7 protein-coding genes and 7 pseudogenes are annotated in these 15,410 nt (G+C 60.9%); 4 read left to right on the top strand and 10 right to left on the bottom strand.

All coding sequences use genetic code 11. The annotated features are described in order from the left end of the window. Positions 1–18: 18 nt before the first annotated feature. Positions 19–1,559 (bottom strand): annotated as a pseudogene (gene istA, locus J4G43_RS55105) (IS21-like element ISFK1 family transposase). On the opposite strand from istA, the gene J4G43_RS55100 reads away from it, so the two are divergent. Further along, positions 1,559–1,786 (top strand): WGR domain-containing protein, encoded by a 228-nt coding sequence (locus J4G43_RS55100; protein ID WP_408581468.1) that lies wholly within the window; start codon positions 1,559–1,561, stop codon positions 1,784–1,786. The pseudogene istA and the gene J4G43_RS55100 sit on opposite strands and share 1 nt — an antisense overlap. Positions 1,787–1,836: 50 nt before the next feature. Here J4G43_RS55100 and J4G43_RS55095 read toward each other — a convergent pair. Next, positions 1,837–2,158 (bottom strand): annotated as a pseudogene (locus tag J4G43_RS55095) (DDE-type integrase/transposase/recombinase); the annotation flags it as partial. A gap of 365 nt (positions 2,159–2,523) precedes the next feature. After that, positions 2,524–6,849 carry a Ulp1 family isopeptidase gene (locus J4G43_RS55085; RefSeq protein WP_225006087.1) on the bottom strand — a complete coding sequence of 1,442 codons (4,326 nt, stop codon included), beginning with the start codon at positions 6,847–6,849 and terminating at the stop codon, positions 2,524–2,526. Positions 6,850–7,524: 675 nt separating this feature from the next. Here J4G43_RS55085 and J4G43_RS55080 point away from each other — a divergent pair. Continuing rightward, positions 7,525–7,744: pseudogene (locus J4G43_RS55080) on the top strand (transposase); the annotation flags it as partial. A gap of 2 nt (positions 7,745–7,746) precedes the next feature. Here the strand turns inward: J4G43_RS55080 and J4G43_RS55075 are convergent. Both J4G43_RS55075 and J4G43_RS55070 read right to left on the bottom strand, forming a co-directional pair. Beyond that, a pseudogene (locus J4G43_RS55075) lies at positions 7,747–7,959 on the bottom strand (IS110 family transposase); the annotation flags it as partial. A gap of 151 nt (positions 7,960–8,110) precedes the next feature. After that, positions 8,111–9,973, bottom strand: a complete 1,863-nt coding sequence (locus tag J4G43_RS55070; protein ID WP_028154325.1) for an NEL-type E3 ubiquitin ligase domain-containing protein — start codon at positions 9,971–9,973, stop codon at positions 8,111–8,113. Positions 9,974–10,217: 244 nt separating this feature from the next. On the opposite strand from J4G43_RS55070, the pseudogene J4G43_RS55065 reads away from it, so the two are divergent. Beyond that, positions 10,218–10,974, top strand: a pseudogene (locus tag J4G43_RS55065) (IS6 family transposase). Here the strand turns inward: J4G43_RS55065 and J4G43_RS55060 are convergent. Together J4G43_RS55060 and J4G43_RS55055 are read right to left on the bottom strand one after the other, a co-directional pair. Next, positions 10,919–11,761, bottom strand: a complete 843-nt coding sequence (locus tag J4G43_RS55060) for a hypothetical protein (RefSeq protein WP_225006083.1) — start codon at positions 11,759–11,761, stop codon at positions 10,919–10,921. The pseudogene J4G43_RS55065 and the gene J4G43_RS55060 overlap by 56 nt on opposite strands. Before the next feature lie 606 nt (positions 11,762–12,367). Next, positions 12,368–12,799: pseudogene (locus J4G43_RS55055) on the bottom strand (transposase); the annotation flags it as partial. Here J4G43_RS55055 and J4G43_RS55050 point away from each other — a divergent pair. Then, on the top strand, positions 12,792–13,286 hold the full coding sequence (locus tag J4G43_RS55050) for a PilZ domain-containing protein (protein WP_028154654.1): 495 nt from the start codon (positions 12,792–12,794) through the stop codon (positions 13,284–13,286). The pseudogene J4G43_RS55055 and the gene J4G43_RS55050 sit on opposite strands and share 8 nt — an antisense overlap. A gap of 281 nt (positions 13,287–13,567) precedes the next feature. On the opposite strand, the gene J4G43_RS56495 is transcribed toward J4G43_RS55050, so the two are convergent. The 3 genes and pseudogenes from J4G43_RS56495 to J4G43_RS55040 all read right to left on the bottom strand — a co-directional run bounded on the left by J4G43_RS56495 (position 13,568) and on the right by J4G43_RS55040 (position 15,385). Continuing rightward, positions 13,568–13,777 carry a ClpX C4-type zinc finger protein gene (locus J4G43_RS56495; protein ID WP_080586299.1) on the bottom strand — a complete coding sequence of 70 codons (210 nt, stop codon included), beginning with the start codon at positions 13,775–13,777 and terminating at the stop codon, positions 13,568–13,570. 617 nt (positions 13,778–14,394) lie between these two features. Further along, positions 14,395–14,828: pseudogene (locus J4G43_RS55045) on the bottom strand (condensation domain-containing protein); the annotation flags it as partial. Positions 14,829–15,175: 347 nt separating this feature from the next. After that, positions 15,176–15,385 carry a cold-shock protein gene (locus tag J4G43_RS55040; protein ID WP_028153994.1) on the bottom strand — a complete coding sequence of 70 codons (210 nt, stop codon included), beginning with the start codon at positions 15,383–15,385 and terminating at the stop codon, positions 15,176–15,178. Positions 15,386–15,410 lie beyond the last annotated feature (25 nt).

Raw genomic sequence — 15,410 nt, 5'->3', positions numbered from 1 at the left:
GCCGGGTCTCTCCTTGCTTCAGTGGAAGTAGTCGCGTCCGCGGATATTGCCGTGGCGCAGGGGCTGGTGCTCGAAAGATTCGTCGAAGAACCTGCGATCGAGGCCGTTCTGGAGGATCGATCTAATCGAGGCGACGGAGCGCGCCTTGATGAGGATGCCCCTCCGGCAGGCTGCGTCGAGGCGTTCGGCGCCGTAGCTTTTGACGAGCGCCAGAATGCCAAGGCAGTTCGAAAGCCTTGTTCTGGATGGGGCCGGGCGTCGATCACGGCCTGGAAAAACGCTGCTGTCGAAGGACCGATCCGCTCGCCGGCGGCGATCACCGCGGCGGGGGTCCATTTGCCGTAGCGGCGATGGGCGCTGGGCATGTGGTCGGCGATGGTGGTGTGTCCGCGTCGGTTGGGCGCGCGGGCATGGCTGGCGATCCGCTGGCCCTTGTGGAAGATCTCGACCGTCCGATCGTCGATACGGGCATCGACCAGCTCGCCAATCAGACGATACGGCGCGGAGTACCAATGGCCGTCGACCTCGACATGATAATCGGGAGCGAGGCGGCAGCGCTTCCAGCGTGCGAAGGCATAAGGCTGATCTGGCAGCGGGGTTAGCTTGGGTTTGTCGAGTTCGGCAAACAGTTCGGCGCGGCTTGAGCCGAAGCCACGCATTTGACGAGCATTGAGTTCGTCGACGAGTGTCTTGATGGCGGCGTTGAGCTCGGCCCGGGAAAAGAAGCGCTGATTGCGCAGCCGGGCCAGAATCCAGCGCTGGGCGATTTGCACCGCGACCTCGACCTTCGCCTTGTCTTTTGGGCGCCGCGGCCGTGCGGCGAGAATGGCCGTGCCGTAATGGCTCGCCATCTCGGCATAAGTGCGATTGAGGCCGGGATCGTAGCGGTCGGGGTTGCTGACGGCGGCTTTGAGGTTGTCGCAGACCACGAACGTCGGCGTTCCGCTCAAAAACGTGAACAAGTTGACGTGGGCCCGGATCCAGTCGGCCAAGCTCTCGCTGGGGCAGGCCTCGGCGTAGGTGTAGTTCGAAGCGCCCATCGCCGCGACGAACAGCTTCATCGGCTGCACTTCCCCGGTCAGCGGATCGACGATGTCGATGGTGTCGCCGGCGAAATCCACGAACACCTTCTCGCCGCCCAGATGAATCTGCCGCATCGAAGGTCGGACCCGCCCCTTCCAGGCCTCGTAGGTAGTGCAGAACAACGTGTACCCGAAACCGTCGGGATTAACGGCGCGATACTCCTCCCAGAGCAGGCGACGGGTTACGTTGCGCCGGCGGAGCTCTTTATCGATGTAGCTCCAGTCGGGCACCGGCCGCTGCGGGCTCTGAGACGCTGGTCGTGGGGCCGGGAAAAGCAAAAGCTCCAGGTCTTCATCGGTCATTCCCTCCGGAAGCGGCCAGCTCAACCCAGCAGAGCGGGCGCGGCTCAGGTAGCTGTGCACAACGCCGTTGCTGACGCCCACGCTCCGCGCGATGGCCCGCTCTGGCAGGCCTTGAAAATGTTTTAACCGAAGGACTTCCTTGATCCGGCGCATCGACAATCTCTGGGTAGGCATTGGACTTCCTCGTTAACCACGAGGTCATCCCTAAGCCGGTTGAGTTGTCGGCCGAAGCGCTGCAAGGCTCCGAAAGCCTTGCTCACGATCCCGCGAAACGCGCAGGCACGACCGGCCAGACGATGGTGCAGACTTTCGATGCCAGCGCTGAAGCGGGCGAAGCATTCGGACGGCTGGAGCGCGCCAAGCGCAGGCGCGGATACACCTCTGCTGAGGAGAGAGTCTGAGGTTTCGTCAATTTCCCGGGGATTACGGATCCACTTACGATGCCTGGAACGTGAAGTGACAGAAACCGTTGAGCCTGACGGGACGATTTGAAACGCTTCATGATCCGCCGCGTTGCCGCGTCGGCTGATGAGAATTCTCAGCCCGATTGTTGAGAGCTCTGTGCTGGCGATGTTCGACGAAAAAGCCCATCTTCGCCCTCGCAGCGCCGTGCGAACGCTTGTCCGTGATCATCACGCGCGGCGGCGTGCCGGCGGATTTCAAGAGCTTCTTCATGAGCCGCTGGGAAACCGGAAATACAACCAAACGGCATAGCTGATCACTTCCGGTGGGAAGCGATGGCGGCGATAAAGAGGGTCCCGGGCGGTCGGCATGCCGGTCGTCTACCCCTCGGCCGCTCCAATTCGTTAACTTGACGGTACCCGCTGCTCGTCGACAGCGATGGCACGATCATCGCGGGCGAAGGCCGATACCTGGCCGCGCGAAAGCTCGGTCTCCTCGAGGCGCCGGTCATCGAGCTGACCGGTCTTTCCGAAGCGCAGTGTCGCGCGCTCGCCCTTGCCGACAACCGCATCGCGCTGCCGGTGGTCCGGCGGCTCGTCGGATACGGGCGCTTCGACGGGGGCGAGACGGCCCGCGTGATGGCACGTCTCTACGCCGCGGCGCGCCTGCTGGTGAACTTCTTCCAGCCGTCATTCAAGCTCAAAGCGAAGCGCCGCGAGGTCCGCCCACGGCGACATCAACCCCTGAGTCGCGCTTGCAGTGCCTGCCGATTGGCAACGACGTTGCTGAGGTTCAGCTGGTCTGGCTCCCGTCCTTGCGCCAATTGCCTAACCAGCTCCCGCGTGCCGTCCACGACAAAGACGCCGCAATCATAAGTGTTCTGCTGCTGGGCCATGCCGGCGGGCTGCAGGGCGATGTTCAGCCTTTCTGCGAGTTGTCTTGCATGCGTCTCGTTGTATCTCCCGTAGGAATCGTAGTGATAGGCGACAGGCCATTGCCGGTTGCTGCGATCAACGAACAGCAGCGACCAATGCCTGCCGCGGTCCGTAGCACTGGCATCGTTCACTGGCAGCAACAGGAAGTCGGCTGTATCGTTATCACGCCGATCATGGACGATGCGATGGAATACGCGTAGCACGTCGCTCTCCGCGCCCAGGCGCAGCCGCAGCGCTTCGAGGGGATCTACGAACCGCGTCCGGGCGGCGAGATCCGAATCGCTCCTCTGCAAATCCAGCTCCTGAAGCTGGTAATCCCTGAGGATATGCTCGTCGCCCAGCCATTCCGTGTCCTCGAGCACCAGCCCGCGGTTGTGGGACAAGGCTATCGGATTCAACGCCCCGATCTGAGCATCGGAGGAGGTGATCGGAAACCGCCGCACGATATCGTCGCGCAATGGGGACGGTGCGGGCGCGGTCAGATCAACCAATGGAAGACCGTCGTAGGTGTCTGAACGAGCCCTGGCAGAAGGCGCTGGCGCAAAGTGAGCACTGTCATCCAACTCGGCCGCATCCGGATCAAGCAGTGCCCCAAACCCACGATAGAGATCCTGAGCCCCGGCAGTTGATGGTGATGCCGGTTCTTGCATCTGCCGCGCAAGCTCCTCGCTCAACCACGCCAAAGCGTCATCGTCCGAGTGGGCGGACACCGGAGAAAGCCCCTGCGGCGAGCCGAGCTGTCGAGCGCCCTGGTGATGCCCCGGTACCGGCCCGGCAGACGGCGGCGGAAAGCCAGGCGCCCGGCTCCAAGCATTGTCGCGCAACTCAAATGATGCGGGCGAATTCGGATTAAACGATACCTCAAGACCGCCGTAGGTGTCTGAGCGAGCCCTGGCAGAAGGCGCTGGCGCAAAGTGAGCACTGTCATCCAACTCGGCCGCATCCGGATCAAGCAGTGCCTCAAACTCACGATAGAGATCCTGAGCCCTGGCAGTTGATGGTGATGCCGGTTCTTGCATCTGCCGCGCAAGCTCCTCGCTCAACCACGCCAAAGCGTCATCGTCCGAGTGGGCGGACACCGGAGAAAGCCCCTGCGGCGAGCCGAGCTGTCGAGCGCCCTGGTGATGCCCCGGTACCGGCCCGGCAAACGGCGGCGGAAAGCCAGGCGCCCGGCTCCAAGCATTGTCGCGCAACTCAAATGATGCGGGCGAATTCGGATTAAACGACACCTCAATACCGCCGTAGGTGTTTGAGCGAGCCCTGGCAGAGTGCGTTGGCGCTGCTTCCACGGTCGGCCAGGCAGGTTCCTGCCCAGCTTGGACTATGTCCTGCGCCTGCTCAGGAGGAACCTCGGGCCACGATGGGCCGTCTTCCACCATTAAGCGCAGATCCTGATCGTAACCTTCCGGGAGGACCAATGGCCGACTGACAGCTCGCTGCCACGCGCTGTGCTGCGCAGCGGCGTCCCCGACGTACGTCGCGACCGCATGCGGCGCCGTGACATCTTCGTAGCCGCTTCGCAGCAGCATCGGCTGCGTCTCCCATGACGACGTACCCTGTTGATGGGTAGGCGCCGGTGTCGGCTGGCCGCCTGAATTGGCGATCTCGCTCAGCTGCCGCTCGCCGGCAACGCCTTGCGGATTGTTTAGGGTCCTCTGCCTCTTCGCTGGCCTCAACTCAGCTGTGTCATGCTCATCGTTGATGAGGACCTCCTCGCTTGGCAGGCGGTTGCTCCTGGCAAGCGCAGCCATCGGCTCGTCCGGGGACTGCTGGCGGTCGGGCTCTCCGGGATCCGGTGCCTGGTCATGGCGCGCGGCTGGCTCGAGAGATGACGACGAGCGGGGTTCGTCCATCAGCCCCAAAAGCAAATCCTGATCGCGGCCTTCCGCGGGAAGCTCCTCTGGCCGACGGCCAGTTTCCTGCGACGCGCTGTGCTGCGCAGCGGCGGCGTCGACGCGCCTCGGCTCCATCAGTACCGTGTCTTCGGGATTGATAAAGGCCACGTTCTGGGGGTGAGGATTCAGCTTAGCGCGTCGTGAGATCGGCACTTCGCCCGTCGACCGCAAGGTCCGGAGATAGTCGATTGCCTGAACGAGTCTCTTTGGATTACCCTCTCCGGTGAACTCGAGCACCTCACCGCCATCGGTCAGCGACTTATTGTCGAGCCGATCACGAATGCTCGGTTTTTCTTTTGCGAAAAGCCAACGGCTAAAGCTACGAAGAGAACCTCCGTGCTGCTCGGCAGCGGATTTGCTGAACCCGCCCTTGATGAGGGCCCTCTCAAGCCCCGAAATAAGGGGAGCATCCACGGAATAAAGAGGCTGCTTCCTCTTCCCTATCACAATCCAAGTTGACTGAGCCGACTGCGGCGCCGAGGACGACGGGCCGGGTTCATCCATCAGCCCCAAAAGCAAATCCTGATCATGGCCTTCCGCAGGAAGCAATTCCTCTGGCCAACTGCCACCCTTCTGCGACGCAATGTGCTGCGCAGCGGCGTCGCCGACCCGCCTCGACTCCCTCAGGGCCGCCTCTTCGGGATCAATATGGCGCTCGTGCTCCATCGCCTCAGCGCCGGCCTGCGATTTTCGGAGACGAGCCAGTGCGGCACCAATCCTGGAATCAGCACCGGCGACCTTCCTATAGCTCTCGACATCTCCATCAAACGACGTGCCGAGCCCAGCAGCAATGCCCGGCCTGTTGTTGTCACGCAGGTAGTCGCTGAAATTGCGAAGAGCAGTTGCATCCCTCTTGCCGGCATCTGTCGCTACTTCGTTTTTGTACTCTTTGATGAGTGCCGCGTCCTGGGGATAAGGATGCAACTCAGTGCGGCCTGCGATCGGCACGATTCCGCCCGTCGACCGCGAGGTCCTGAGATGGTCTATTGCCCTATGGAGTGTCGCGGGACGCTTTTCGAACAACTCGCGCGCATCAGCGGTCAGTGACTTTTCGTCGTCGAGCCGAGCAGCAATGGGATCTTTGTTATTTGCGTAGAGCCTCTGGCCAAAGCTGAGAAGAGTACGTACATGGTCCTTGGCGGTGCCTTCGGCGGCCCCGCCCTTGATGAGGGCCTTCTCAAGCCCCGAAATAAGGGCAGCATCCTCGGGATAAAGAGGCCGTCTCCTCCTCCCTCTCAAAATCCCAGTTGACTGAGTCGGCTGCGGCGCCGAGGACGACGCGCCGGGTTCGTCCATCGGCCCCAAAAGCAAATTCTGATCATGGCCTTCCGCAGGAAGCAATTCCTCTGGCCAACTGCCAGCTTTCTGCGACGAACTGTGCTGCGCAGCGGCGTCGCCGACCTGCCTCGACTCCTTCAGGGCCGCGTCTTCGGGATCAATATTGCGCTCGAGATCCATCGCCTTAGCGCCGGCCGACGATTTTCGGAGACGATCCAGCGCGACACCGATTTTCGAACGAAAAGCGGAGACTTTCTTATAGCTCTTAACATCTTCATTTAACAACTCGCCGCGAAGCCGACCAACAATACCCTTCTTGTTGTTGTCACGCAGGTAGTCGCTGAAATTGCGAAGAGCGGTTGCATCCCTCTTGCCCATCTCTGACGCTACTTCGTTTTGGTACTCTTTGATGAGTTCCGCGTCCTGCTGATAAGGATTTACCTCAACGTGGCGTGTGATCGGCACGACTTCGCCGGTCGACTGCGAATTTCGGAGATGACCTATTGCTGTAAGAAGTTTCCAGGGCTCACCCTCTCCGCTGAACTCGCGCGCATCTTGAGACAGCGATTTTTTGTCGTCGAGCCGAGCAGAGATGCCCTTTTTGTTATTTGCGGAGAGCCAATGGCCAAAGCCGCGAAGAACACGTAAATAGTTATTGGTGGTGCCTTTGGCGGCCCCGCCCTTCGTAAGGGCCTTCTCAAGCCCCGAGATAAGGCGAGCATCCTCGGAGTAAAGGATCTGATTGCACTGCCTCCCTATCAAAACCTCCGTTGATTGAGCCGGCTGCAGCGCAGCGGCGGCCGGCATTGCTCCACCACCCACACCTGACCTGCTGATCTCTCTCAATTGCCGCTCAAAGGTCGCCGCGGCTGCAGACGGAGCCGCGGGTGAGCTCTCTTGCGGACCCGTGCTGCCCGATTGTTCATGCACCGACTTGGTCGAGGGGAAATCCATCCGTCCTCCTCAAATATGAACCTGGGCTATCGATCTGACATGCCGGCAATCAGCAACAAACCGCCCTTTACAGCGCCGGCAGGCACGCACCGTGAGCATCGGCAGCGGATGTTCTTCCAAGGGGATCAGCCCTGTATGTTTGTTAAACTTAAATGGGGAAGCTGTCGAGAACCTGATGACGACAATTGCCGCGCCAAGACAGCATGGCGCATGTGCCTGCGCGCTTCGCCGTCAACAGCCGATAGACCGAAGATTCAGAGACAAAATACTGCTCCTCATCGGTGAGGCGTACGGCCAGCTTTCGCGGCGAGGACTATCTCCAGCCAACATCTTTGTGAATCGACGCTGAACATTGACCCATCAAGCACTTGGGACGCCGATCGGCGTCCGGACCCCATATGGACCCCGCCCGATTGCAACGACCGACTTGATCAGGATCGACGGCCACAACTACTGACGTATATCCGGCTTCTTGATGCGGCTGGACAACGTCTCCGCCGCGAGCCTCGATGGTTTTCGCATGCTTCTGTGAATCGGCGCGGGGGTCCGACGCCGATCGGCGCCGGGGTCACTTTTCCGGCACTTGAAGAATCAAGACGTTAGCCCACGAGATGGACTGATTGAGGGGTCAAATTTCGATCCGCATTCACACACGCACTCGCATTCAAGGCCAAGGTGGCGTTAGCGGCGATCAAGGATCAAGGGCGAGATGACGCTGGCCGAGCTGGCTGAGCATTTCGACGTGCATCCGAACCAGATCACGCAGTGGAAGTCCCAGCTTCAGGAAGCGGCGGCCGAGGTCTTTGGTCCTCGCGGTGGCAACAGAACGAGCGAGCCCGCGGTGGACGTGAAAACGCTGCACGCCAAGATCGGGGAGCTGACGCTTGAGAACGATTCCTAAGAAACGGCAGCATCTACTTTCGGCTCCAAGGGCAGGAGAACAAAGCCGAATGCCTTGGCACGCCGCTACAAATTGTTGACCACTCGCGTCCGGTAGCGCGTCTCGTAGGACGAGGCCCCGGGATCGACATAGTCCATTCCGTATCGCACAGCATTGTAGAACAGAACTGCGATCTTCCGGGCCGTGGCGGTCACGGCCTTGGTCTTGCCAAAGCACTACTGCCGCTTCACAGCATAATGGCTGATCAGCCGTCGCAGTTTTCAGTTTCCGCCGCTGCGGTTGAACCAATACCTCGCTCAGGCAGTTGCTTGATCCTTCGATCTGGATGAAGGACCGCGTGGTCAAGCAGCAGACGCCGCTTCACAGACTGAGGCCGCGTTTGTTGAGCACCGTGTCCCTCAGAGCACCCTTGATCTCGCGAGCGATGTCCTTGCTGACCTGGGGTCCGAACTCCCGCTCGGCATCCGCAACGACATCGGCCTCAGCGCCGATCAGTCCCGCTTCAACGAGCTTTTGCTTCAGTCGGCCCGGGAACTCCTCCTCCAAGGCATCGGCGAGCTTTTCCTCCATCGTGGCATGGTGTTCCGGTTCAATGCGGAGCACCACATCGTCCCAAGGTTTCCAGTCCGTCGCCAAATAGTCGGCGAACCCCGTCGCCTCCTTGCTCCGCACAGACGTCTCAGCCCTGTCAATGTCTTCCTCGGTGAGGTGAGAGTCGTAGAAGTAGTTCATGTCCGGGGCGATGTGCTGCAGCCCCAGCCGCTCGCGCAGCGTGGCCTGATAGGCAAGGTAGACCTCGATTTCGTCGACGTTGTTGATGGTGCCGCCTGTGCGGAGCGATTGGACCTTCTCGCGCGCGATCCCCCCCAGTGCCTCCAAGCGGAACATGACACGGCCTAGATCAACGAGGGCCGCTACCCCCTCGTTATTGTCATAGAGCCCGTTCTCGACGTTGGCGATCAGGCGCGCGGTTTGCATGCCGTTCCAGGTCAAAGTTCTGCGATCCGCGCAGCTCTCGTTGGCGTCAAGAGCAAGCTGGAAGTACTGCGCGCGCAATTGCGGGTTGGCCGCTGCCTGCCGCAGATCATTGGCCACCCCCTGCTGGAATCCTTCGTTCCCAGAGTTCACGGTATTCCGCAGCCCGTTGAGGAAGTCTGCGTATTGCTGGGCACCGGGCTCTTCTGCAAAGCTCTGCCACTTGGCCACCACCTCGGGATCGCCCTCCTTCGGATCCCCGTTGAGCCAGTCCGCTACTGCCTCGGGAAGAGACTCCGCAGCTACTGTCTCGAGAGGAAACGGCGCAACGGCGGCGTCCTCCCACTGATCTTCGTGCGTCTCAGACAAATCAAAGACGACCCTCGGGCCGGCATACCCATCGGTACTTTGGATTGTGTCCAGGTTCATCAGCATCTCCTGGGGCAGCGGATTGCCAGACACAACCACCTCCGCAGCAGCCCCCAACTGCGTTAGCAAGCCCGTGGGTAGGCTGGTTAGCTGGTTATCGTTAAGGTAAAGTCTTCCGAGACTGGTCGGGAGAGTCTCGGGCAGGCTCGTCAATTGGTTTACACCAACGTCAAGGCTTCCGAGACTGGCCGGGAGAGTCTCGGGCAGGCTCGTCAATTGGTTTACACTAACGTCAAGGCTTTCGAGCCTGGCCGGGAGGGCCTCGGGCAGGCTCGTCAATTGGTTGTTGCCGACGTTGAGGCCCTCGAGCGCGGCCGGGAGGGTCTCAGGCAGGCTGGTGAGCCGATTGCTCCACACGTCCAGCAAGGCGAGCTCGGCCGGAAGCGCGGGCAAGCTGACCAACTGATTCCCATTAACATTGAGCGAATTGAGCGCGTCAGGGAGAGTCTCGGGCAGACTGGTCAGCCGGTTGAAGGACGCGTCGAGCGAGTGGAGCCCGGCTGGAAGTGGAGGCAGGCTGGTGAGACGCAGCATTGCAAGATTCAGCTCGCCCTGATTCCAAGCATTCACTCGCCTTACAGCCTCTTGTCGATCCTCGAGCGGGTTCTGCCCCTCTTCGGCAGCCCACTCCTCCAGCATCTGGTCGTGCCCCCCCTCCGCAGGAGCAGAATCCCCGAGATTTGCCGGATCGTCAGCGGCGAGCACCGCGTGGGTCAAGACTCCAACCCACTGCGCCTCCTCACCTTCCCGGTCCTCGCGGCCGGAAGATTCGGTGCTGCCATTACCGCGCTGAGCCTGCCCTGCATCAAAGGGATCCATTTCCTGCTCCTTGTCGGACTGAGCAAATTATGGCGACCTCTCGGCCCACATCGAACGTTGCAGCATCTAAGACATTCAGCTTACGTCGAGCTGACGAGCGTTGAACCATGTTGAGGAAGCGATCTGCGCAATTTGTGAAGGAGTTCGGCTTCGATTCGGTGCAGCCTTTCGGCTTGAGCCAGATGAGGTCCGAGAGTACCGTCAAGTTAACGAATTGGAGCGGCGGAGGGGGTAGACGAGCGGCATGCGGACTGCCAAGGACCCTCTGTTACCGCCGCCATCGCTTCCCGCCGGAAGTGATCAGCTATGCCGTTTGGTTGTATTTCCGGTTTCCCTTAAGCTTGCGCATGGTCGAGGAAATGCTGGCGGCGCGTGGCATTGGCGTGACCTATGAAACCGTGCGCCAGTGGGGACGGAAATTCGGCAAGCCGTTCTCCGATCGGATCCGCCAGCGCGCTCCCGCCCGCGGTGACAAATGGCATCTGGACGAGGTCGTTATCTCGATCGCGGGCGAACAACATTGGCTCTGGCGCGCTGTCGACCAGAATGGCTTCGTTCTCGACGTCTTGATCCAGCGCCGAAGAGACTCGCGCGCTGCGCAGCTTCTCATGAAGAAGCTCTTGAAATGCGCCGGCACGCCGCCGCGCGTTATGATCACGGATAAGCTGCGTTCGTACGGCGCTGCGAGGGCGAAGATGGGCTTACACGTCGAACATCGCCAGCACAAAGCTCTCAACAATCGGGCCGAGAATTCTCATCAGCCGACGCGGCGACGCGAGCGGATCATGACGCGATCGTCCCATCAGGCTCAACGCTTTCTGTCCGTTCACGATCAGGTCGCGAACCTTTTCCACATCCCCTATGCCGGAGCCGCCACCGCCGACTTCCGTCGTGCTTCGCGCGAGCGAGCCTTTGCGACTTGGCGCGAGATCTCCATGACAAGCGCTATCGCCGATTCTCGACCTCTGAGAATCGCCTCCTTCGGCTCGGCGGTCGATTAAGTTGACGATGCCCTGCGTCGAGCCGGCGGCGGGCGCCGATCTCGGTCTGCTGGGCGATTGCCTGCTCACGCGTCAGGCGGGCCATCTCGACCGTCGAGACGCTGCCCGATTTGATCAGGGACGAGGCCCGCTCCACAGCGGCCGCCGCCTCTTCCCGTCGCGCGGCCGCGGCCTCGATCGCCGACTGGATTTCGGCGATGCGCGCCTCGAGCTGAAGGATGCGGCCATCGCGGAACTGGCCCGCCTGGCGGGCGAGGTCCTGTTGCGCGGTCTCGGCGGCTGCCAGCTTAGCGGCAAGGCTCGGGCGCTCGTTCTCCTGCCGCGACATCTGCCGCCGAAGATCGTCGAGCCGCACGCGATCGCCACGCGCGTTGACGACATGAAGGATCGCGTCGCCCTCATGGACCACGCTGAGTTGCGTCGAGCCTTGCGGCGGCCTCGCGCTCACGGTGCCGTCGATCGGCGAGCGCAACGTCACGATCCTGGCATTGACCACGGCCTCGACGCTCGAAGTCTGCAGCACGGCCTTCAGCGGCAACCATCCGAAGACGGCCACGATCGCAAGGCCAATGCCGACCTTGAGCAGGCGGCGAACCCACCGGCCCGAGCCTGCAGGTGCTTCGGGATGGGGAGCACTATCGCTGACGGGCTCGCTCACCGGCTCGTCGTGCGCCGGCTGCAACCGATCCTGCAAATCGCGCTGCAATCCGCATGCGCCCGCGTCCTTATCCTTGGTGACGGAAACTTTGTCTTCAGGAGAGGGCTTCTGCTGCTGTGCCTGATTCATTGACCGGCCCCTGAATTGTCAGTGCGGGCGGGGTTCAGAAACCGTAATCCTGAACGGCCAATGTGCTTTTGGGGTGCCCCTTCGACATGGGAGCACCGTCCCACCGAACGGGGCCGTTATACGCTGGCCCATTGATGGCCACTGATACTATCTCGCTTGGATTTCTGAGGCCCAACCCTATGGTTGCACACAACCTAGACGGTTGCAACAGTCATTTTCTACTCGGAATGCGACGAAACCGCGCGCGCTCGTAAAGCGGTTGCAAGGCTCGACGCTGACGGAAGACACGATGAATCGGCGTGGGATCCGGACGCCGATCGGCGTCCCAAGTGCTTGATTGACTTCGCGCGTGCGGGGGTCAATTCAGCGTCGATTCACAAACAGGCAGAGCGTTTGTCGTCTCCCTCACACCTGTGAGCGTGCCGCGCACGATACCACTTGCAGCGGCCGTTCTCGATTATCAGAAGCACCGAGTGAAGAAGCTCAAGAAGCCGGGCCGGAGGTAGCATAGAAATGGCGCACGCGATTATCCGTGGAAAGAATGGTCGCCCGGGGATGTCCCGATCGGTGTTGAACTACGTCGGGCCGACGTTGCCGGAATGAATTTTACGCGGCCCTCGAGCCGTGGGCAACGGGCTTGATCGTCATGCGATCGTGATGAGCGTGAAGGGCCGCACGCAGAACCGACAATTGCTTATGCGCCTTCAATCGTCGGAAGCCCTTGTTGGCCTCGATCATGCCGGCCGCGACCCATCGCAACGCCATACCGGCATCCCGCCAGCGTTTGACGTTGCGCGTGACGCGGCGAATGGTGCCCATCATGTTCTCGGCGATGTTGGTGCAGGCGAGCGATCGACGAAGCTCCTTCGGCAGCGTCAACCGGACGACAGTCAGGATTTCGTCGAGGCCTTCGAGGATGCTGGCCGCTACGCCGGGCCATTGCTGGTCGAGTCGACCCGCGAGATTGCGGATCAATTTTTCAGCCTTGTCGGCGTCATCGAGCTCCCAGGCCTGGCGCAGCACCCGACGGGTGGCCGCTCACGCTGGTGGCGATCGCCTACGCCTTCATCCTGCACCTGGCGGCGAAAACATCGCCTATGGCGGGCTGGCACTGGCCTGGAGCCTGTACAATTGCGTCGTGCTCGCGATCGTGCGCTTCATCTGCATCGAGCAGCCGCGGCGCCGCAAGGCCGAGCGTTTCGAACGCGACGAGCCGATCCTGGTTCACGAAGGCGCCGAGCCGCGGCTGGTGCGGATGGCCGACATCTCGATTTCGGGCGCGCGCTTCATCGATCCCGCCCCGCCGGCAATCGGCGCCTCGATCAAGTGCAATGTCTATGGCCAGAACGTGAGCGCGACCGTTGTCCGCCGCACCCGCGACGGCTTCGGCGTCCGTTTCGAGGACGCGGTTGCGACGCGGATCAATGTCGTCCGCGCATTCTATGCCGGCGAATATGTCCGCGCCTTCCGCAGCGTGCGCGCGGCGCCGGTCGGCAAGGCGTTGCTGATGCGGCTGTTCGGCTAGAGCGGTATGAATGAGGTGGGCCTGGAGCAGTCCCATCCGTCGTCATTCGCAATTGCGCAGCTTAGTGCCGGTCGTGCTGACAGTACTCGCCTTGCTCGTGTGACCGCCCGAAACCACGGTGGGCGCGATGACGGTCCAAGAGTTGGTGACCATACTGCAAGCGCTTCCCGACCAAAACGCCCCTTCGAAAGCACCTTCGCTACCGTGCGCCACCGCACCATCCGATCCAAGGGTTGCCTGTCGAACAGGACTGCGCTTGCGATGGTCTTCAAACTGATCGATTATTCCCGCTGAAAGCCGCCGCTGCTCCCTAGCTCCCCGACGAATCGTCGATGCTTCTCCAACCATTCAGGTGAACGAGCTGCGATAGCTTGAACGCACACTTGAACGCATTCATCACAAATAGCAGCTGCTCCGTCAGGAGCGGTGACGATCACAAGAACATGCTGCGCCTCCATTCTACAGAAAGAACAGATTACGTCCGAGGTCATAGTCGCTTCTCATTCCTGTGATGGGGACACAGAATAGTACTACCTGCAGGACCGAGTCGCGAGCTATCGCCGAATTTTGGTGACCGCCGGGGCCGGTCAGGCGGCGGCGGTTGTGGGCTGACGGTCGGTCGGCTTGGCGATGACCTCGATCCCGTCTTGAATGTCATGAGGGAGTCTCAATATAGACTATATCTACTCCCGATCTGTCAAGACACTCCGCCTTACACACGGCTTCTCTTGCTCAACCTTGAACCGGAAAATACTTCCGGCTAAACCCCGTTCGATGACATCTAATCGTGTAGGCACAGATCTCACTCCGTTGAGAGCGACAGTATATCCCTGTTCTGTAACAGTACGGCCGACCATTTTTGGTAGGTCCATCGGGCGCGTTTGCGTCATCACCGGGGTTATTGAGCGTCAGACCGACTTTCTAAAACAGAATTGTCAATCCTTTCCGGCGTGCAACACCAAGAACTGGTTATGGCCATCGAGACGGCGCCAGCTTTTCTGCGCGCCCTTGGCTGAGACTTTCTTGTTCGAAGCCGCTCTCCGTTTCAGTCAGCTTCCGGAGCGTGAAAAGCGGGCCCGGATAGTTCTGTTGGCAGCGGATGGGGAGGGTCGTCCTGCCCCGACAGACGCGACAGCACCCCCGCCCAGCCCGCCAGCACCGTCAGGAACAACGTCGTGCCATGCTGCCGGCTCAGCCGCTTCAAGTCCCGCATCGATGACAACAGGAACACTGGCCCCGGCAAACGACTGCTGGGCCGGCCGCGCACGGTCCGTCGGCAAGACAAGACGGGCCGTGCCTGACAGGGCGTTGCGCCAATACTTCGCCTGCTTCTGCAGCCGTTCCCCGACAGCCACTGCCGTTGCCAGGCGGCATAATCCGGATACTGGATCGCCAACGGCGGCAAAGGATCGTCCTGTCCAGCCTCGAACGCCCGGTAAAGCCGACTGAGTTCATGCACCAGCACGCCCATCGACCGCCGTCCGAGACGATGTGATGCTGGGTCAGCAGGAAGACGCGTTCCTCATCCGACATCCGCACTAGTCAATCATCCTTCGGAAAAATGCCGAACGGGGCCCGCAATCAACCTGTAGGTCGGTACCCAAGCGGTATTCCACGATTCCATGGTCGCACCGCAAACTGAGCACTCGAAGCAGGCGATCTGCCGACGGGGGCCATCGCCTCGGTTCGGCTATAGTCTGTGCCTTTATTTTAGCTCGGCGGCCCAGTCACCCGATTGTCGAGGCGAACGAAGCCGCACACGAGACTCACTTTTACAATCGCTGACGGGGTCGAATCAAAAACCCCGCCCCGATGACTCGGTGACGGGGCGGACCACAAGCTCTGCCAGTACATCCGTGGCTAGAGCGATAGGTCTGTCGTGCTCTTAATTAAGCCGCACGAAGATTTTCGGCAGCGGACTTGCCCGAACGACGGTCTGCGACGATGTCATATGACAGCGCCTGACCTTCGCTCAGAGTACCCATACCGGCGCGTTCGACCGCGCTGATATGAACAAAAACGTCATTGCTACCGCTTGTCGGCTGGATAAAGCCGAAGCCCTTTTGGGTGTTAAACCACTTCACTGTACCTGTGTTCATCAGGTCTTCCTTTCGCATGCGCGCA

This window comes from Bradyrhizobium barranii subsp. barranii (assembly GCF_017565645.3).
GTDB classification, from domain to species: domain Bacteria; phylum Pseudomonadota; class Alphaproteobacteria; order Rhizobiales; family Xanthobacteraceae; genus Bradyrhizobium; species Bradyrhizobium barranii.
This window is presented reverse-complemented; position numbering and strand designations above follow the sequence as displayed.

Excerpts from the sequence above, each read along its gene's own strand:
- J4G43_RS55085 (WP_225006087.1), bottom strand. The coding sequence starts at position 6,849 with ATGGATTTCCCCTCGACCAAGTCGGTGCATGAACAATCGGGCAGCACG.
- J4G43_RS55070 (WP_028154325.1), bottom strand. The coding sequence starts at position 9,973 with ATGGATCCCTTTGATGCAGGGCAGGCTCAGCGCGGTAATGGCAGCACC.
- J4G43_RS55060 (WP_225006083.1), bottom strand. The coding sequence starts at position 11,761 with ATGAATCAGGCACAGCAGCAGAAGCCCTCTCCTGAAGACAAAGTTTCC.
- J4G43_RS56495 (WP_080586299.1), bottom strand. The coding sequence starts at position 13,777 with ATGACCTCGGACGTAATCTGTTCTTTCTGTAGAATGGAGGCGCAGCAT.
- J4G43_RS55040 (WP_028153994.1), bottom strand. The coding sequence starts at position 15,385 with ATGAACACAGGTACAGTGAAGTGGTTTAACACCCAAAAGGGCTTCGGC.